General features: G+C 71.6%; 15 protein-coding genes. 9 read left to right on the top strand and 6 right to left on the bottom strand.

What is annotated here, in order from left to right; genetic code table 11:
• Positions 1-14 precede the first annotated feature (14 nt).
• Entirely contained in the window at positions 15-698 is a 684-nt protein-coding gene (locus ACFSL2_RS01815) for a response regulator transcription factor (protein WP_377196191.1), read from the top strand.
• Positions 698-2,029, top strand: a complete 1,332-nt coding sequence (locus tag ACFSL2_RS01810; protein ID WP_377196190.1) for a sensor histidine kinase — start codon at positions 698-700, stop codon at positions 2,027-2,029. Before ACFSL2_RS01815 ends, ACFSL2_RS01810 begins: the two co-directional genes overlap by 1 nt.
• Positions 2,030-2,050: 21 nt before the next feature.
• Here ACFSL2_RS01810 and ACFSL2_RS01805 read toward each other — a convergent pair whose 3' ends face one another.
• Positions 2,051-2,623 carry a TetR/AcrR family transcriptional regulator gene (locus ACFSL2_RS01805; protein WP_377196189.1) on the bottom strand — a complete coding sequence of 191 codons (573 nt, stop codon included), beginning with the start codon at positions 2,621-2,623 and terminating at the stop codon, positions 2,051-2,053.
• Between the two features lie 107 nt (positions 2,624-2,730).
• Between ACFSL2_RS01805 and ACFSL2_RS01800 the strand changes: the two genes are divergently transcribed.
• Entirely contained in the window at positions 2,731-4,131 is a 1,401-nt protein-coding gene (locus ACFSL2_RS01800; protein WP_377196188.1) for an FAD-dependent monooxygenase, read from the top strand.
• An 18-nt stretch (positions 4,132-4,149) separates the two neighbouring features.
• On the opposite strand, the gene ACFSL2_RS01795 is transcribed toward ACFSL2_RS01800, so the two are convergent.
• From ACFSL2_RS01795 to aspS, 4 genes are all read right to left on the bottom strand, one after another.
• Positions 4,150-4,728 (bottom strand): DUF4190 domain-containing protein, encoded by a 579-nt coding sequence (locus tag ACFSL2_RS01795; protein WP_377196187.1) that lies wholly within the window; start codon positions 4,726-4,728, stop codon positions 4,150-4,152.
• 185 nt (positions 4,729-4,913) lie between these two features.
• Positions 4,914-5,459 carry a DUF4190 domain-containing protein gene (locus tag ACFSL2_RS01790; protein ID WP_377196186.1) on the bottom strand — a complete coding sequence of 182 codons (546 nt, stop codon included), beginning with the start codon at positions 5,457-5,459 and terminating at the stop codon, positions 4,914-4,916.
• 104 nt (positions 5,460-5,563) lie between these two features.
• Positions 5,564-6,346 (bottom strand): GNAT family N-acetyltransferase, encoded by a 783-nt coding sequence (locus tag ACFSL2_RS01785; protein ID WP_377196185.1) that lies wholly within the window; start codon positions 6,344-6,346, stop codon positions 5,564-5,566.
• Positions 6,343-8,145 (bottom strand): aspartate--tRNA ligase, encoded by a 1,803-nt coding sequence (gene aspS / locus ACFSL2_RS01780; protein ID WP_377196184.1) that lies wholly within the window; start codon positions 8,143-8,145, stop codon positions 6,343-6,345. The genes ACFSL2_RS01785 and aspS overlap by 4 nt, the downstream gene beginning before the upstream one ends.
• Before the next feature lie 277 nt (positions 8,146-8,422).
• Between aspS and ACFSL2_RS01775 the strand changes: the two genes are divergently transcribed.
• The 6 genes from ACFSL2_RS01775 (at position 8,423) to ACFSL2_RS01750 (ending at position 14,003) form a co-directional block, all read left to right on the top strand.
• Complete coding sequence (locus ACFSL2_RS01775; protein WP_377196183.1) at positions 8,423-8,713, top strand: hypothetical protein; 291 nt, start codon at positions 8,423-8,425, stop codon at positions 8,711-8,713.
• A complete protein-coding gene (locus ACFSL2_RS01770; RefSeq protein ID WP_377196182.1) occupies positions 8,710-10,467 on the top strand; it encodes a polymorphic toxin-type HINT domain-containing protein in 1,758 nt (585 codons plus the stop codon). Before ACFSL2_RS01775 ends, ACFSL2_RS01770 begins: the two co-directional genes overlap by 4 nt.
• A complete protein-coding gene (locus ACFSL2_RS01765; protein WP_377196181.1) occupies positions 10,467-10,913 on the top strand; it encodes a hypothetical protein in 447 nt (148 codons plus the stop codon). The genes ACFSL2_RS01770 and ACFSL2_RS01765 overlap by 1 nt, the downstream gene beginning before the upstream one ends.
• A gap of 53 nt (positions 10,914-10,966) precedes the next feature.
• Positions 10,967-12,211, top strand: coding sequence for an SseB family protein (locus ACFSL2_RS01760; RefSeq protein WP_377196180.1), 1,245 nt, complete (start codon positions 10,967-10,969; stop codon positions 12,209-12,211).
• Positions 12,212-12,277: 66 nt separating this feature from the next.
• Positions 12,278-12,748 carry a PPOX class F420-dependent oxidoreductase gene (locus ACFSL2_RS01755; RefSeq protein WP_377196179.1) on the top strand — a complete coding sequence of 157 codons (471 nt, stop codon included), beginning with the start codon at positions 12,278-12,280 and terminating at the stop codon, positions 12,746-12,748.
• A 40-nt stretch (positions 12,749-12,788) separates the two neighbouring features.
• Positions 12,789-14,003 carry a pyridoxal phosphate-dependent aminotransferase gene (locus tag ACFSL2_RS01750; RefSeq protein ID WP_377196178.1) on the top strand — a complete coding sequence of 405 codons (1,215 nt, stop codon included), beginning with the start codon at positions 12,789-12,791 and terminating at the stop codon, positions 14,001-14,003.
• A gap of 57 nt (positions 14,004-14,060) precedes the next feature.
• On the opposite strand, the gene ACFSL2_RS01745 is transcribed toward ACFSL2_RS01750, so the two are convergent.
• A complete protein-coding gene (locus ACFSL2_RS01745; protein ID WP_377196177.1) occupies positions 14,061-15,818 on the bottom strand; it encodes an alpha/beta fold hydrolase in 1,758 nt (585 codons plus the stop codon).
• Between the last annotated feature and the right edge of the window lie 76 nt (positions 15,819-15,894).

Here is a 15,894-nt window from a genome sequence, read left to right as displayed (position 1 = left end):
GCATGCTGGCACGCATGAGGCCGCAGATACTGGTGGTCGACGACGAGCCGGGCGTGCGCAAGGCGCTGGATCGGGGTCTGCGCGCCGAGGGCATGGACGTCACGGTCGCCGCCGACGGACCGACGGCGCTACGGCTCGCGCGCACGGGGTCGTTCGACGCGATCCTGCTCGACATCATGATTCCCGGCCTGTCCGGGTACCGCGTGCTGCAGGAGCTGCGGTCCGGCGGGGTCGGGACGCCCGTGCTGCTCGTGTCGGCGAAGGACGGCGAGGTGGACCAGGCCGACGGTCTGGACCTCGGCGCCGACGGCTACGTGGTCAAGCCGTTCTCGTTCGTGGTGCTGCTCGCCCAGCTGCGCGCCACCCTGCGGCGGGCGGCAGCGGGGACCGCACGCGACCGGATCCGGATCGGGCCGCTGACCATCGACCGGGAGACCCGCACCGTGCGGTACGACGACGTCGACGTCCCACTGAGCCCGCGGGAGTACGCGCTCCTGGAGGTGCTGGCGGCGCGTGCGGGCACCGTACGGACCAAGGAGGAGCTGCTGGACGAGGTGTGGGGCGACGAGTGGGCCGCGACCAGGAACGTCGTGGAGGTGTACGTCGGGTACCTGCGTCGCAAGCTGTCCGCCGCGGGTGCCGACGACCTGGTGCGGACCGTCCGGGGCCAGGGGTACCAGCTCGGGGACGCGCGGTAGTGGGGGCGTCGCCGGGTGGGCGCTGGGCCGGGCTGTCGTTGCGCCTGCGGATCACGAGCCTCGCCACGGCGGTCACGCTCGCCTGCCTGCTGGGCCTCGCGACGGTCGCCGGACGGGGCCTCGGCCCGTTGCTGCTGCACGCCGTGGACGACGAGCTCCAGGCAGAGCTGAGTGGTGCGGCGGGCGCCGTCGTCGCCGGGCGTGCGCCCGACCCGCCCGACGGCCTGGACGTGCGTGTCCTGGACACGGCGGGCCGACCGGTGGGTGACGGCGCACCGCCGACCCTCACCCGGGACGAGGTCCGCACGCTGAAGGCCGGCATCCCGACCACCACGGACGGCCGGGGCGCGGTCCGCTGGCACGGCGCCGTCGTCACCGCCCCCGACGGCAGCCAGCGGCTCGTGGTCGTCGGCGCCGGCCTCGTGGGGCAGAGCGCCGCCGAGGACGCGGGCAGCCGGTGGCTGCTGGTCACCGCGCTCGTCGGGGCCGTGGTGGCCGGGGTCGCCATCTGGTTCGCCGTCGGGTCGGCGCTGCGCCCCGTCGCCCGGATGCGGCAGTCCGTCCGCCGGCTGGCCCCCGGTGCCCGCCTGGAGGTGCCCGACGCCGCGGCCGGCGAGCTGCGCGCCCTGGCCGCCGACTTCAACGTCCTGCTGGACCGGATGGACACCACCACGGAGCGGCTGCGGCGGTTCACCGGCGACGCGGCGCACGAGCTCCGCTCCCCCGTGGCGTCCATCCGGGTGCAGTCGGAGGTCGCGGTGACCAACCCCGATCCGGAGCTCTCGCACGAGGTGCACGCCGACGTCCTCGCGGACGCCGAGCGCTTGTCGGCGTTGCTCGACGGGCTGCTGGCCCTGGCGCGCTCCGACGCCGGGGAGCTGCCACCGGCGGAGTCGGTCGACCTGGTCGGCGAGGTACAGCGGGCGGTGGAGCGCGCCGGGGAGCAGCCGGTGCCGATCGAGATCAATGCCATGACCGGTCGCGCGTGGGCGGCGGCCGCCCACACCGAGATCGAGCTCGTCCTCGACAACCTGCTGCGCAACGCCTGCCGGTACACGCGCACCCGGGTGGTGGTGTCCGTGCTCGAGAGCCGGGCGACCGTCCGCGTGCTGGTGGACGACGACGGCCCGGGCGTCCAGCCGGAGCACCGGGCGAAGATCTTCGACCGGTTCTACCGGGTCTCGGACGACCGCGCACGGACGTCGGGGGGCGCCGGGCTCGGCCTGGCACTGGTCGCCGAGCTCGTCCGCCGGCGGGGCGGCCGGGTCGCCGTCGGCGAGTCGCCCGACGGTGGCGCCCGGTTCACCGTCGTCTGGCCCCGGGCCGCCTGAACCACCCCGGCGGCCGTCAGGTCACGGAGCCTGCGCGGTGATGTACCGCTGCACGGTGGGCGCGAGCCAGGCGATCACGTCTTCCCGGGACATGTCCGCCGCAGGGCCGAACCGGAGCACGTACCGCACCAGTGCCATGCCCAGCACCTGCGAGGCCACGAGCGCGGCGCGGCGTTCGGCGTCGGCCGGATCCTGCACGAACGCCCGGGCCGCCGGCACGAGCTGCGTGCGGAAGACCTCCCGCAGCCGGTCGGCGCCGGAGTCGTTCGTCACCCCGACGCGAAGCAGGGTCCGCAGCACCGTGTCGCGCTCCCACAGCTCGAGGAAGTGCGTGACCAGGACCACGCCCACCTGGTCCGGGTCGATCTCGCCGAGGTCCGGGAAGTCGAGCTCGACGTCGATCACCGCGGCGAACAGGCCTTCCTTGGAGCCGTAGTAGCGCATGACCATGGACGGGTCGATCCCGGCGCCCTGCGCGATGGCGCGCACCGTCGCACGCTCGTACCCGTCGGCCGCGAAGCGTTCCCTGGCCGCCTCCAGGATCGCGGTGCGGGTCACGTCGGAGCGGCGGCGCGGGCTGTCGGGACCTGTCATGCCAACAACTGTATGCCAACACCCGTTGACTTCGATACGGAGCACTGGCTACCGTGGTCAACAAGCGTTGGCAAACAACCGTTGGCCACGCAACCGAGGAGGGCATCATGAACACGGACGTCATCGTCGTCGGAGCGGGGCCCACCGGCCTCCTGCTCGCCGGAGACCTCGCCACGGCGGGGACCCGCGTCACCGTGCTGGAGAAGCGTCCGGCCGCGCTGAGCAACCTCACCCGCGCGTTCGCCGTCCATGCCCGCAGCCTCGAGACGCTCGACGCACGCGGACTCGCGGACGAGCTGGTCGACCTGGGACAGCCGGTACGGAGCGTCCAGCTCTTCGACCGGCTCACCCTCGACCTGGGGAACCTGCCTTCCCGGTTCCCGTACGTGCTCGTCGCTCCCCAGTACGAGGTGGAGCGGCTGCTGCGCCGCCGGGCCGAGGCGGCGGGTGCCGTGTTCCGCTATGACACCGAGGTCACGTCCCTGACCCAGGACGACGCCGGCGTGACGGTCACCACCGCCGACGGCCCGTCCGTGCGCGCCACGTACCTGGTCGGCACCGACGGGGCCCGCTCCACGGTGCGGCACGCGGTAGGTATCCCGTTCCCCGGCCGCGCCGTCATCCGTTCGATGGTGCTGGCCGACGTCCGGCTGGCCCGCAGGCCCGCCGACACCCTGACCGTCGCGGCGGCCAGGGACTCGCTCGGCTTCCTCGCCCCGTTCGGCGACGGCTGGTACCGGTTCATCGGCTGGCACGGCAACCGGGACGTGAGCGAGGACGAGCCCGTCGACCTCGACGAGGTGCGCTCCATCGCGCGTGCCACCCTGCGCGACGACTTCGGTATGACGGAGGCGCGGTTCCTGTCCCGCTTCCACGCCGACGAGCGCCAGGCCCCCACCTACCGCAAGGGCCGCGTCCTCCTCGCCGGTGACGCCGCGCACGTGCACAGCCCGGCCGGCGGGCTCGGCATGAACACGGGGATGCAAGACGCCGCGAACCTCGGCTGGAAGCTCGCGGCGGTGCTGCGGCTGCCCGACGGCGCGGGCGCCGGCCTGCTCGACAGCTATGCGGCGGAGCGGCACCCCGTGGGCCGGCAGGTGCTGCGGGCCAGCGGCGGAATCCTGCGGGCAGCGACCCACCGGGGGCCGGTCGCCCGAGTCGCGAGCACCATCGGCGTCGGGATCGTCTCGCGGGCAGCGCCGATCCGGCGGCGGGCGGCGGGCTTCATCTCCGCCCTGGGCATCGCCTACCCCCGGCCGCGCGGGGCACACCCCCTGGTGGGGACGCGGGCGCGCGACCTGCCCCTGCAGGGTGGCTCGCGGCTCGCCGAGGCCCTGCGCGCGGGCCGGTTCGTCCTCGTCGCACCCGCCGGTGCCCCGGCGCCCGACCTGCCGGCTGCGTTCGGCGAGGTGGACCCCGCCGAACGCGTGCTGACCCGCCGGGCCGACGGCGGCGCCACCGCCCTGCTGGTCCGCCCCGACGGCTACATCGCCGCCGCCGAGGTCTGACGTCGCAGGCCTCGGCCGTCAGTAGGTCGAGGTGGAGTCGCTGAAGAAACCCTCCCGGAACTCCGGGATGCTGAACAGGACGGCGATGCCGGCGGCCGCGAGGATCGTCAGGCCGATCGTCACCCAGCCCGTGATGATGCCGCCGAGGGCCAGCCCGGCGTTGTCCGCCAGGCCTTCCTTCTGCGCCTTGCGGCTCAGGTGGCCCGTGATGACCGCGGGAATGGCCGCGAGGAAGCCGACGAGGCAGCTGAACAGCATGACGATGCTCAGGATGCCCAGCACGAGCGACCACACGCCGAGCGCGTTCTTCTCGGGCGGAGCCGGGTAGCCGTACGGCGCCCCGTACTGCACCGGCTGGGGCTGGTACTGCCCGGGCGGGTACGCGGTCCCCTGCTGGTAGGACGGCTGCTGGTAGGGCGGCTGCGCGTACGGCGACTGCGGGGGCTGCTGGGGCTGCTGTCCGGCGGGCGGCTGCGCGTACGGCGATTGATAGGGGCTCGGCACCGGGGCCTGACCGGGCGCCGGCTCGGGTGCCGGCGCCGGCGTGCTCTGCTGCGGCGGGTCGTACGGGGACTGCCACCCGTCGGGCTGGGTCATCGTGCTGCCTTCCATGCTGGGCTGCGCCGGGCGGCGCGAAGCATCGACCTACGGGTCAGCCCGCCACACACCAGCTGGGACAAGACGTGACCCGGCGCGGAGATGCCAAACCTACAGGTCGGACGCCTGGTGCGGCACGTCAATCCGATGGGGAGACCTCCCCGACACCGGCCCGGACGCCAAGGTCAGTAGTCGGTCATCCTGTTCATGTCGTTCATCTCGTAGAAGCCACCGATGCCGCCCGCGAACAGGCCCGCCGCGATGGCGATGATGACGAAGACGATGCCGAGCACGACGAGCACCACGTTGATCCAGCCCAGGATCAGGCCGGCGGTCCCCATCCCACGGTTGTTCGCGAGGCCCTCGTCAGCAGCCCTGCGGCTCATGGTTCCCGTGATGATCGCCGCGATGCCGAGCACCAGGGGGCAGAACACGTAGCTCAGGATGCCGGTGATCAGCGACCAGACGGCGAGGTCGTTCTTGGGCGGTGCCGGCACGTAGCCGTACTGCTGGGCAGCGGGAGCCCCGGGCTGCCCATAGGTCGCCGGAGCTCCGGGCAGCCCGTAGGGCGACTGCGCGCCGGGCTGCCCGGACGGCTCGTTCGAGGTGGGGTTGGCCGGGGTGCCCGGTGGCTGCTCCGCGTCGAGCGACGAGTCGGGCACCGGCTGCGTCGGCGGAGTCTCAGGGTCCCGCTGCGGGTCGCGCGGTGTGCCACCTTCGTTCTCGGTCATGAGGCTGCCTCTCGGGTCTTGGGTCCTGGGTCCTGGGCGCCTGGACCGGCGCCCCGCCTCCACTTAACCAGTGTCGGTGCAGGCCCGCCCGGGAGACACGTGGGTCAGCCGCGGTGCCAGGTCTCCACCTGGTGAGCCAGGACGAAGCCCAGCCGCTCGTACACCCGCCGGGCGGCAACGTTGTCGTCGTACAACCCAAGCGTCACCAAACCGCACTCGGCGATGCCGTCCGCCGTCATGCGCGCCGTCAGCGCACCGCCGTACCCACGCCCCCGGAACGCCGGCAGCGTCCCGATCGAGCCCAGGTGCACCGCCCCGCCTGCTACCGGCATCGCCGAGCCGACCGCCACGAGGGCCCCTGGGCCGTGCTCCCTGTCCTCCCGGGGGACCCGGACGCCGTACCAGCGCGCACGCTGACCACGGCGGCTGCGCACGCCCTGGAGTGTGCCCGGGTTGGTCTCGGCGAGCAGGGCCGCGATCTCGTCGGTGTCGCGACCCAGGTCGAGCAGTTCCACGACGGCCGGACCGGCGTCGGGCACTTGGGGTGCGCTCTCGGTGGCCATCCGGTCCCAGGTGGCGCCAGGCATGAGACCCCAGCCGGAGAGAGTGTCTCCGGCCAGGGTCCCGGTCCCGCGGGTGACGGCCACGCCGTGCACCGAGTCGCCCGGCGTCACCGTGCTGAGCAACGCGGCCACGCGTTCTGGCACTCCCACCGCCGCGAAGACACGCCCGGCTCGTTCCTCGGTCGGATCGACGAGCTCGACGACGCCGGCAGCACCGGCGTCGTCCGGCCCTGTCCGGTCCGTCCACGACTGGACGACCTCGAGGAGGTCCGTCCGGACGGCGAGAAAGACGTGGTCGAGCCCGTGGCGGCCCAGCCGGGTCACGCCGTGGGGGCCGCCACGGGTGCGGCGGCCTCGGGCTGGAAGTCGACACCGGCCTCCTTGCGCTGCTCCGGCGTGATCGGCGCCGGCGCCGCCGTCAGCGGGTCGAACCCGCCGCCCGACTTCGGGAAGGCGATCACGTCGCGGATCGACGCCGACTTCGTCAGCAGGGCGACGATGCGGTCCCAGCCGAACGCGATGCCGCCGTGCGGCGGGGCGCCGAACGCGAAGGCGTCGAGCAGGAAGCCGAACTTCTCCTCCGCCTCCTCCTGACCGATGCCCATCACCTCGAAGACGCGCTCCTGCACGTCGCGGCGGTGGATACGGATCGAGCCGCCACCGATCTCGTTGCCGTTGCACACGATGTCGTACGCGTAGGCGAGGGCCTCGCCCGGGTCCTGCTCGAACCTGTCGATCCACTCGGGGGTGGGCGACGTGAAGGCGTGGTGCACGGCGGTCCAGGCGGACGAGCCCAGGTCGACGTCGTCGTCCTCGCCGGCCGGCTTGAACAGGGGCGCGTCCACGATCCACACGAACGCCCAGGCGTCATCTGATTCAGTGCTGTCGATCTGCCCGAGCTTTCGCGCGATCTCGACGCGTGCCGCACCGAGCAGCGCACGGGAGTCGGAGGTCTTGCCGGCGGCGAAGAACACCGCGTCGCCCGGCTCGGCGCCGGTGACCTTGGCGAGGTTCGCCCGCTCGTCGTCGGACAGGTTCTTGGCGACCGGGCCACCGAGCTCGCCGTCCTCGGAGAACGTCACGTACGCGAGGCCACGTGCGCCGCGCTGCTTGGCCCACTCCTGCCACGCGTCGAACTGGCGGCGGGGCTGTGCGGCGCCGCCCGTCATGACGACCGCACCGACGTACTCCGCCTGGAAGACGCGGAACGGCGTGTCCGTGAAGAAGTCCGTGAGCTCGACGATCGGGTTGCCGAAGCGCAGGTCGGGCTTGTCCGAGCCATAGAGGCGCATGGCGTCGTGGAACGTCATGCGCTGGATCGGGGTCGGGATCTCGACGCCGATCAGGGCCCACAGCGCCTGCAGGATCTTCTCGCCCAGCGCGATCACGTCGTCCTGCTCGACGAAGCTCATCTCGACGTCGAGCTGCGTGAACTCCGGCTGGCGGTCCGCGCGGAAGTCCTCGTCGCGGTAGCAGCGGGCGATCTGGTAGTACCGCTCCATGCCGCTGACCATGAGGAGCTGCTTGAACAGCTGCGGCGACTGCGGCAGGGCGTACCAGGAACCCGGCGCCAGGCGGGCGGGGACCAGGAAGTCCCGGGCGCCCTCCGGGGTGGACCGGGTGAGCGTCGGCGTCTCGATCTCGACGAAGTCCTGCTCGTCCAGCACCCGGCGCGCGGCCTGGTTGGCCTGGGAGCGCAGGCGGAGCGCGGCGGCCGGAGCCGGACGGCGCAGGTCGAGGTAGCGGTGCTTGAGGCGGGCCTCCTCACCGATCACCTCGGTGTCCGCGAGTGCCGTCGACACCTGGAACGGTAGCGGCGCCGACTCGTTCAGCGTGACGACCTCGGTCGCGACGACCTCGATCTCGCCGGTGGCGAGGTTGGGGTTGGCGTTGCCCTCGGGGCGGCGGCCGACCTCACCGGTCACCTGCAGCACGAACTCGGCGCGCAGCGGGTGGGCGATCTCCTCGTCCCGGATGACCACCTGGGCGATGCCCGACGCGTCACGCAGGTCGATGAACGCCACTCCCCCGTGGTCACGGCGGCGATCGACCCAGCCCGTGAGGGTGACGGTCTGGCCGATGTGCTCGGCCCGTAGTGAGCCGGCCGTGTGGGTGCGGAGCACTGAGCGTTCCTTTCGTACGGAAGATGGGGTCCCCGTCGCCGGGCGCCCTGACGGGCGGTGCGACGACGTGCGAGCGCCTCGGGGGCGCGCCGCCGAGTCTAGTGCGTGACGCCACGTGGGGCGGTCGGCAGCTGGGCCAACGCTCGCCCTGCCGATCGTGCAGCAGGTAACGCCGCACGGCCAGTGGCCATGGGTACCTAAACCCATGGCCCGCCGCGCGAGCGCCCAGTATCCTCCCTGATCAGACGGTGGCTGACGGCGAAAAGGGCGGTGTGCGATGGCTGATCTGAAGGTGGATCTGGATGCGGTGCGGGAGCTGGGTTCGAGCCTGACGACGGTGGCGAACGAGTTCGAGAACGCGAACGCGAACAGCGACCGGATCGCGGAGGCCGTGGGGCACGAGGGCTTGTCCGGCGTGGTACGGGACTTCGCGCACAAGTGGGACGACACGCGCGGCAAGATGACGGACAACCTGCGCAAGCTCGCGGACGCCTCGACCCAGGTGGCTGACGCGTTCACGCAGGTCGATGGCGAGCTGGCCAAGGGCATTTCGGGCGACGGCGCGTGAGGCCGTCTGATTGGTCGCCCGTCGGGTTGGATGCGGATCCGACGCCGGGCGATCCGGTGCTGGTGCTGGCGGGTGGGCAGGAGTATCAGGAGGTTGCCCGCTCGATCGACAACGCCGCGTCGTCGATGAGTCGCCTGGATGTGGACGGGACGATCTCGCAGGCGGTGGACTCGTTGATGGCGGCGAAGGAAGACACCATCGGTGAGATCCGTAAGGCGCACTCGAGGTATGTCGCGGCGGGCGATGCGCTGGTCGGGTACGCGTCATCGTTGGAGCGGGTGCAGTCCGAGACGCTCACGGCGTTGGACCGGGCCCGGGAGGCGCAGGACGCGGCGCAGGCGGCTGCGGGGTCGAAGGACCGGTGGCAGGACCTGGCCGACGGCGCGACGGACGCGAGCGAGAAGGCCGAGTATCAGCAGAAGGCCCAGCAGGCCGGTGGGGATGCGGACCAGGCCGCCGGGGTGCTCTCCTCGGCGCGGTCGACGGTGGAGTCCGCGGTCTCGGACCGGGACCGGGCCGCCGGGCATGCGATGGACCAGATCGAGGAGATCACCTCTTCGGATGATCTCAATGACGGGTGGTGGGACAACTGGGGTTCCAAGCTCGTCGCCGCGATCGCGGACATCGCCGACATGATCTCCACCATCGCGGGGATCCTCGCGATCATCGTCGCGTTCATCCCCGTCGTCGGCACCGCCCTGGCGGGGGTGCTCATCGTCATCGCGGCAGTGGCGGCGATAGTCAGTGCGGTCGCGAACATCACGCTCGCGGCGACGGGTGAACGGTCCTGGGCCGACGCCGGGCTCGCGATCGCGGGTGCCGCGCTGTCGTTGATCGGGCTGGGTGCGGCGGCGAAGGCCGCGACCGGGATCGCCAAGGGCATCAGCAAGGGCACGTTGCGGTCGGGCAAGAACTGCAAGTTCGGGTTCGGTCAGTGCTTCGTCGCCGGGACCCTCATCCGCACCCCGGACGGCCCCCGGCCGATCGAGACCATCGCGGTGGGCGACAAGGTCTGGGCGCACGACCTGGCCACCGGGCGGGACGAGCTGCAGCTGGTCGTGGAGACGTTCGTCCGCACCACCACCGAGCTGTTCCACCTCACCCTCGCGGGCGCCGTCGTCTCGACGACGGCGGAGCACCCGTTCATGGTGCACGGGCGCGGCTGGACCGACGCCGCGTTCCTCAGGGCCGGCGACCTGCTCGTCACGGACGACGGGACCACGGTTCCGGTCGAGGCGATCGAGACCGAGCAGCGGAGCGACGCCCAGGCGGAGACGGTCTACAACTTCCACGTCGAGACGCACCACAACTTCTACGTCCACGCCGGCGACACGCCCGTCCTCGTGCACAACGCCAGCCACGTCAAGCCGCTTGACGTCGGAACATACAGTGACCTGAAAAAGGCCGAGAAGGTCGGCGACAACCTGGAGCACGACCACATCCCGTCGTCGGCAGCACTGAAGAAGGCCAAGGAGCAGGAGCTCGGCCGCAAGCTGACGCCGCAGGAGGCGAAGGACATCCACGAGCAGGGTCTGACGATCGAGGTCCCGAAGGAAGTGCACGCCAAGGGGGACACGTGGAGGGGGAAGAATACTCAGGACCGGATCGGCACCGACGCGGCGGACCTGAGCGCGGCGGCCGAACGGGACTATGCCACGCAGAGCAAGAACCTGATCGAAGCCGGCTACAAGCCTGAGGACGTGGCCGCGGCAATCGAGAAGATGCGCACGGCCAACAAGGAGCGAGGGATCTGATGGTGACCGTCACAGGTGAGATGGCCGTGATGCTGGACGTGCTGGGCCTACCGCAAGGTGATGGTCGGATCCTTGAGGCGATTGCCCTGGTCGGCCCCGGCATGGAGACCGAGGAGTTCGACTGGGGAAGCGAGAAGTCGACCTACTTCATCTTCAAGCCGGCCGGCACGGACCTGCTCTTCGAGGATGGCGTGCTCGCATCAGCCATCGTGCGGATGCAGCCTGACGCGCAAGACCCCGGTTACGGCGTGTATCCGAGGCCGGCAGCCCTGATCGACGGCCTGCCGCCGACCGCCACCCGCGCCGAGGTCGAAGACTTCTTCGGAGCCCCGGAACGTACGGGGGCCGGCTTCGTGAGGTACGAGGCGAACCAGCGCTACCTGCATGTCGAGTTCGACTCGGACGGCCGGATCGGCAAGCTGTCCGCGCTGCTCGAGCCGGTCTGACCTCGACCTACCTCGGACCTTCCTGTCCTTCAGCACACATGGAGTCACCACGGATGACCGACCAACCGTCCCCGGAGAGGCCAGCCGCACCGGAGGGCCAGCAGCCCTCAGGCACCGTTGACCCGCAGTCCGACGTCGGCTCTCCCGCGCTCGCCAGGGCCCTCGCGGCGGGTGACCGCGCCGCCGTCGGCGAGGCGCTGCGGGACGACGCCGTCGTCGTGCCGATCCTCGACCGCGGGGACGGCACGCCCCAGGTGCAGGCATTCCCTGCTCCAGAAGGCGCGGCCAGGCCCCACCAGCTGTGCCTGTTCTCGTCGACGCAGACCCTGGGCGAGTTTCTGGGAGACGCCCCGGACCGGGCGTTCAGCCTGCGCCGGCGTGAGTCGCTGGCCCCGTTCGTCACTCGGCACGGCGACGCGCTCGAGCAGGTGGTCATCGACGCGGCGGGACCCAGCCCCATGACCTTCGGGGCCGCCGAGTTCCTTGCCCTCCTCGACCCGCAGGCACCCGCCGACGACCCGACCGGGCTGTTCGACGAGACGGGCGCCGGCATCAGCGGCGAGGCCCTGCACGCGCTCGGCACCGTGGACGAGCCCGGCGGGTTCCGCGGCATCGGCATCGAGATGAACCTGCCCGACCACTGGGCCATCATCGAGCTCGACGAGCCCGAGCAGCGCGAGCGCCAGATCCGCGAGATCGTCAAGCAGCAGACGGCGAAGCTGGGCGACCGTTCCGCACCCCTGCGCCGTGACCTGCGCGAGAAGATGATCGAGGTGGCCGACAAGGCCGAGGCCGCCGGCGGCAAGGCGATGGCGTACCTGCTCCTGCCGGGCCAGGAAGCCACGCTCGCGCTGAACGTGACGCTGTACTGGCACGATCTGGGCCCCGAGGCGGGGAGCGCGAGCCACCTCCAGCGCATCCAGGACCGGCTCGGCGCCAACCCCGGTCCGGACGACGCGCTGACGCGTACCGAGACCCTGTCGGGCCCGTTCCTGCGCCACATCCGGCTCACGCACGGTTCCGAGGAGGTCGGCGGCCAGGACGTCCCGCTGCTCCTGATCGACTACTGGGCGGAGGCGCCCGGCAAGCAGTCGGTGGCACGCCTCGCGTTCTCGACCCCGCACGTCGGGATCCGCGACGAGATGCTGCGCCTGACCGACAAGGTCCTGTTCTCCACGGAGTGGATCCTCGGCCGGCCGAGCGAGAACATGCCTGCCGACGCTCCGCCGGAGCCCGGCCCTGACGAGCCAGGTCCCGAATCGCCCGCTCCCGCGGCACCGAGCCGGGCCGACGTCTGACCGTCGCGGAACCCCTGGCGAACCGTCGCCACGGGTTCCCTGCGGGACTGGCGTAGTCTGCCGCGCATGGCCAGGACGATCGCAACCAACACCACCGTGACCCGTGCCGAGCTGCTGGAGTTCCTCCGCTCGCGCCGCAACGGGATCCTCGTGACCAGCCGGGCCGACGGCGCCCCCCAACTCAGCCCCGTCACGTACGGCGTGGACCCCCAGGGGCGCGTCGTCGTCTCGACGTACCCGGAGCGCGCCAAGGTGCGGAACCTGAAGCAGCGGCCCGCCGCGTCGTTCATGGCGCTCGGCGAGGGCTTCAACGAGGCGTGGGTCCAGGTGGACGGCACCGCCGAGGTGCTGGACGTCCCCGAGTCCGTCGAACCACTGGTCGACTACTTCCGCGCCGCCGCCGGCAAGGAGCACCCCGACTGGGACGAGTACCGCGCGGCCATGGTCGAGCAGGGCAAGTCGATAGTGCGGATCACGATCGAGCGCTGGGGCCCGATCGCGACGGGCGGGTTCCCTGCCCGTCTCGCGGAGGGGTGACCCGCCCGCCCGCAGCCCCGCGGTCTGAGACCATGTGCTCGTGCGAGAGATCAGGCAGAGCCGCAAGCTGAAGTCGGTCCGCTACGACGTCCGTGGCCCCATCCTCGAGGAGGCGTACCGGCTGGAGGCCGAGGGTCACAAGATCCTCAAGCTGAACATCGGCAACCCCGCGCCGTTCGGGTTCGAGGCGCCCGAGGCGGTCCTCGCGGACATGATCCACCACCTCCCGGAGGCGCAGGGCTACAGCGACAGCCGCGGGATCTACTCGGCGCGCACCGCCGTGGCGCACTACTACCAGTCGCACGGCCTGGACACGCACGTGGACGACGTCTACATCGGCAACGGCGTGTCCGAGATGATCAGCCTGGTACTGCAGGCCCTGATCGACGACGGCGACGAGGTGCTCGTCCCCGCACCGGACTACCCGCTGTGGACCGGAGCGGTGAGCCTTCAGGGCGGCACGCCCGTGCACTACCGCTGCGACGAGGCCAACGGCTGGAACCCGGACCTGGAGGACATCGAGTCGCTGATCACGCCGGCCACCCGGGCCCTGGTGATCATCAACCCGAACAACCCCACCGGTGCCGTCTACAGCGAGGCCACCGTGCGAGGGCTCGCGGAGCTGGCACGCAAGCACGACCTGGTGCTCCTGAGCGACGAGATCTACGAGAAGATCCTGTTCGACGATGCCACGCACCACCACACCGCCACCTACGCCGGCGACGACGTCCTGTGCATCACGTTCAGCGGCCTGTCCAAGGCGTACCGGATCTGCGGCTACCGGTCCGGCTGGGCCATGATCTCCGGCCCCCGGCACCGTGCCGCCGACTTCATCGAAGGCCTCACCCTCGTCGCGAACATGCGCATGTGCGCCAACGTCCCGGCCCAGCACGCCATCCAGACGGCGCTCGGCGGCTACCAGTCGATCGATCAGCTCATCGTGCCCGGTGGCCGGTTCTACGAGCAGTCGATGCTGGCCGACAAGCTGCTCAACGACATCCCCGGTGTCACGTCCGTGCGGCCCCGTGGAGCGCTGTACTGCTTCCCGCGCCTGGACCCCGAGGTCTACGCGATCGAGGACGACGAGGCGTTCGTGATCGGCCTGCTGCGCGACAAGAAGATCCTGGTCACGCACGGCACCGGGTTCAACTGGCCGGAGCCGGACCACTTCCGTCTGGTGACGCTGCCCGACGTCGACGTGCTCACCGAGGCGATCGGGCGGATCGCGGAACATCTGGAGACGCTGCGCGCCTGACCGCGCTCACGCCGGTCGAGCTCGCCGAGACCGCGTGCACGAGACCTCGTGCGAACGTCAGCGCTCCGCGTCCGCCGCCGCCGTACCCGGGAGCACCGGGATCCGCGGTGCGGGCAAGGCCGGCCGCGGGTCGTCCCGCAGCGTCTCCGGCGCGAACGGCACCCGGTCCTGGTGGCAGACGGCGCCGTCGTCGGCCTCCAGCGTGACGAGGTACCGCCCGATCGCCGCGTCGGCGCAGTCGCTCACACCGACGGTCGTGTGACCCCAGCCCTCGACGGTGAGCATCCGTGCATCCGGCCAGAGGGAGGCGTAGGGCGCGGTGAACCCGTAGTGCGTGGCGGGGTCGAACCGTGTGCCGATGACGAGCACGGGCTCCTCCGTCGTCTGCTCCCACGGGCCGGTGTACGCGTCCTCGTCCTGCGCCGCGATGAACTCGCAGTGGATACCGACCCAGCCGCGCAGCAGCCCGAAGTGGGGGTACTGCTCGTCCAGCTCCGCGACCTTGCGCGGGTAGGACCCGGGCCGGCCGGGGAAGTCGGCGTCGACGCACAGGCTCGCCAGGCCGCCGCCGATGGACGGGTAGTCCTCCAGGAATCCGAGGCGACGGAGCAGCTCGTTGAGGGACGGGCCCTGGTCGAGCGTCCGGGCGGCCGACGGCGGGGCGACGTCCGTCAGGACGGCAAGCTCGGCGAGCAGCCCGGCGAGAGCCGGCCAGCTCGCCGTGTCGTACATCGAGAAGAACACCTGGGCGACCACGTCGGCGTAGCCCAGCTCGACCGTGGCCCCGTCGCCCACCGGGACCTCGACGGGCTCCTCCTTGAGGGCCGCGTAGACGTCCTCGACCACCTCGGCCGGGTTCCCCAGCGCGTTCAGGGCACACCGCTCCCCCACCTCCGCGCACAGCCGCACGAACTCGCCGTACGTCTCGGTGCCGGCCTCCGCCTGGCGCAGTCGGGTGCCGAACAGCTCGCCGTCCGCCGGCCCGGTCCAGGCCCGGGGGTCGACGGTGCCGTCGAGGACCAGCGCGCGCACGTTGTCCGGGAACAGCGCGGCGTACGTCGCACCGAGCAGCGTGCCGTACGAGTACCCGACATACGTGAGCTCGTCGTCGCCCAACCGCTGCCGCAGCACGTCCATGTCACGTGCCACGTTGGCGGTGGACGCCGTCGCGATGCGGTCACCGCCGAACACCGTGCAGGCCGTACCGAGCGCGGCCGCCTCGCCGAGGAAGCGGCCGTTCTCGGCCCTCGTGAGCGGGAGCGCCAGGCTGGAACCGAGGAACTCCTGCTCCGCCTCCGCCGTCGGGAAGCACGTGGCCGGGTCCGACGTGCCGACCGCGCGAGGGTCGAAGCTGACGATGTCGAACCGTTCGCGGACCGAGGCGTCGAAGAGGTCCTCGCCGAGCAGGTGCAGGGTCGAGACGCCCGGCCCGCCCGGGCCGCCGAAGTTGACCAGCACGCTGCCGATGCGGTTCTCCTGGTCCAAGGCCGGCAGGCGGGTCACGGCGACGCTGGTGGTGCGCCCCCGCGGTTCGTCGCAGTCCGAGGGCACCTCGACCGTGGCACAGTCGAAGGCTTCCGCGCCGTCGACCGCGCACGAGGACCAGGAGATGTCCTCGGCCTGCCCGGGAACGCTGGCCTCGGACGCTGTGCTTGCACCCACCGCCGCGGGTGCTGCGGGTGCCGCGGGTGCTGCCGTGGTTGCCGACTGGGCGGGCACGGCGCCCACGGCCAGCAGCGAGCCGACGAAGAGTAGGGACAGGGCTGGGGTGAGGGCCGCGCGTGCTCGGCGCGACGCCGTCGAGCGCAAGGTCATGGCTTCGAGTGAAACAGCCCACCCCTGGAGGCACAACGAAAGTTCGGCCGCGCACCGACCACGCAGCGACCCCTGC

The sequence above is a fragment of the Promicromonospora aerolata genome, assembly GCF_042682255.1.
GTDB lineage: Bacteria > Actinomycetota > Actinomycetes > Actinomycetales > Cellulomonadaceae > Promicromonospora > Promicromonospora aerolata.
The sequence above is the reverse complement of the archived record's forward strand: the minus strand, read 5'-3'. Positions and strand labels throughout refer to the sequence as shown.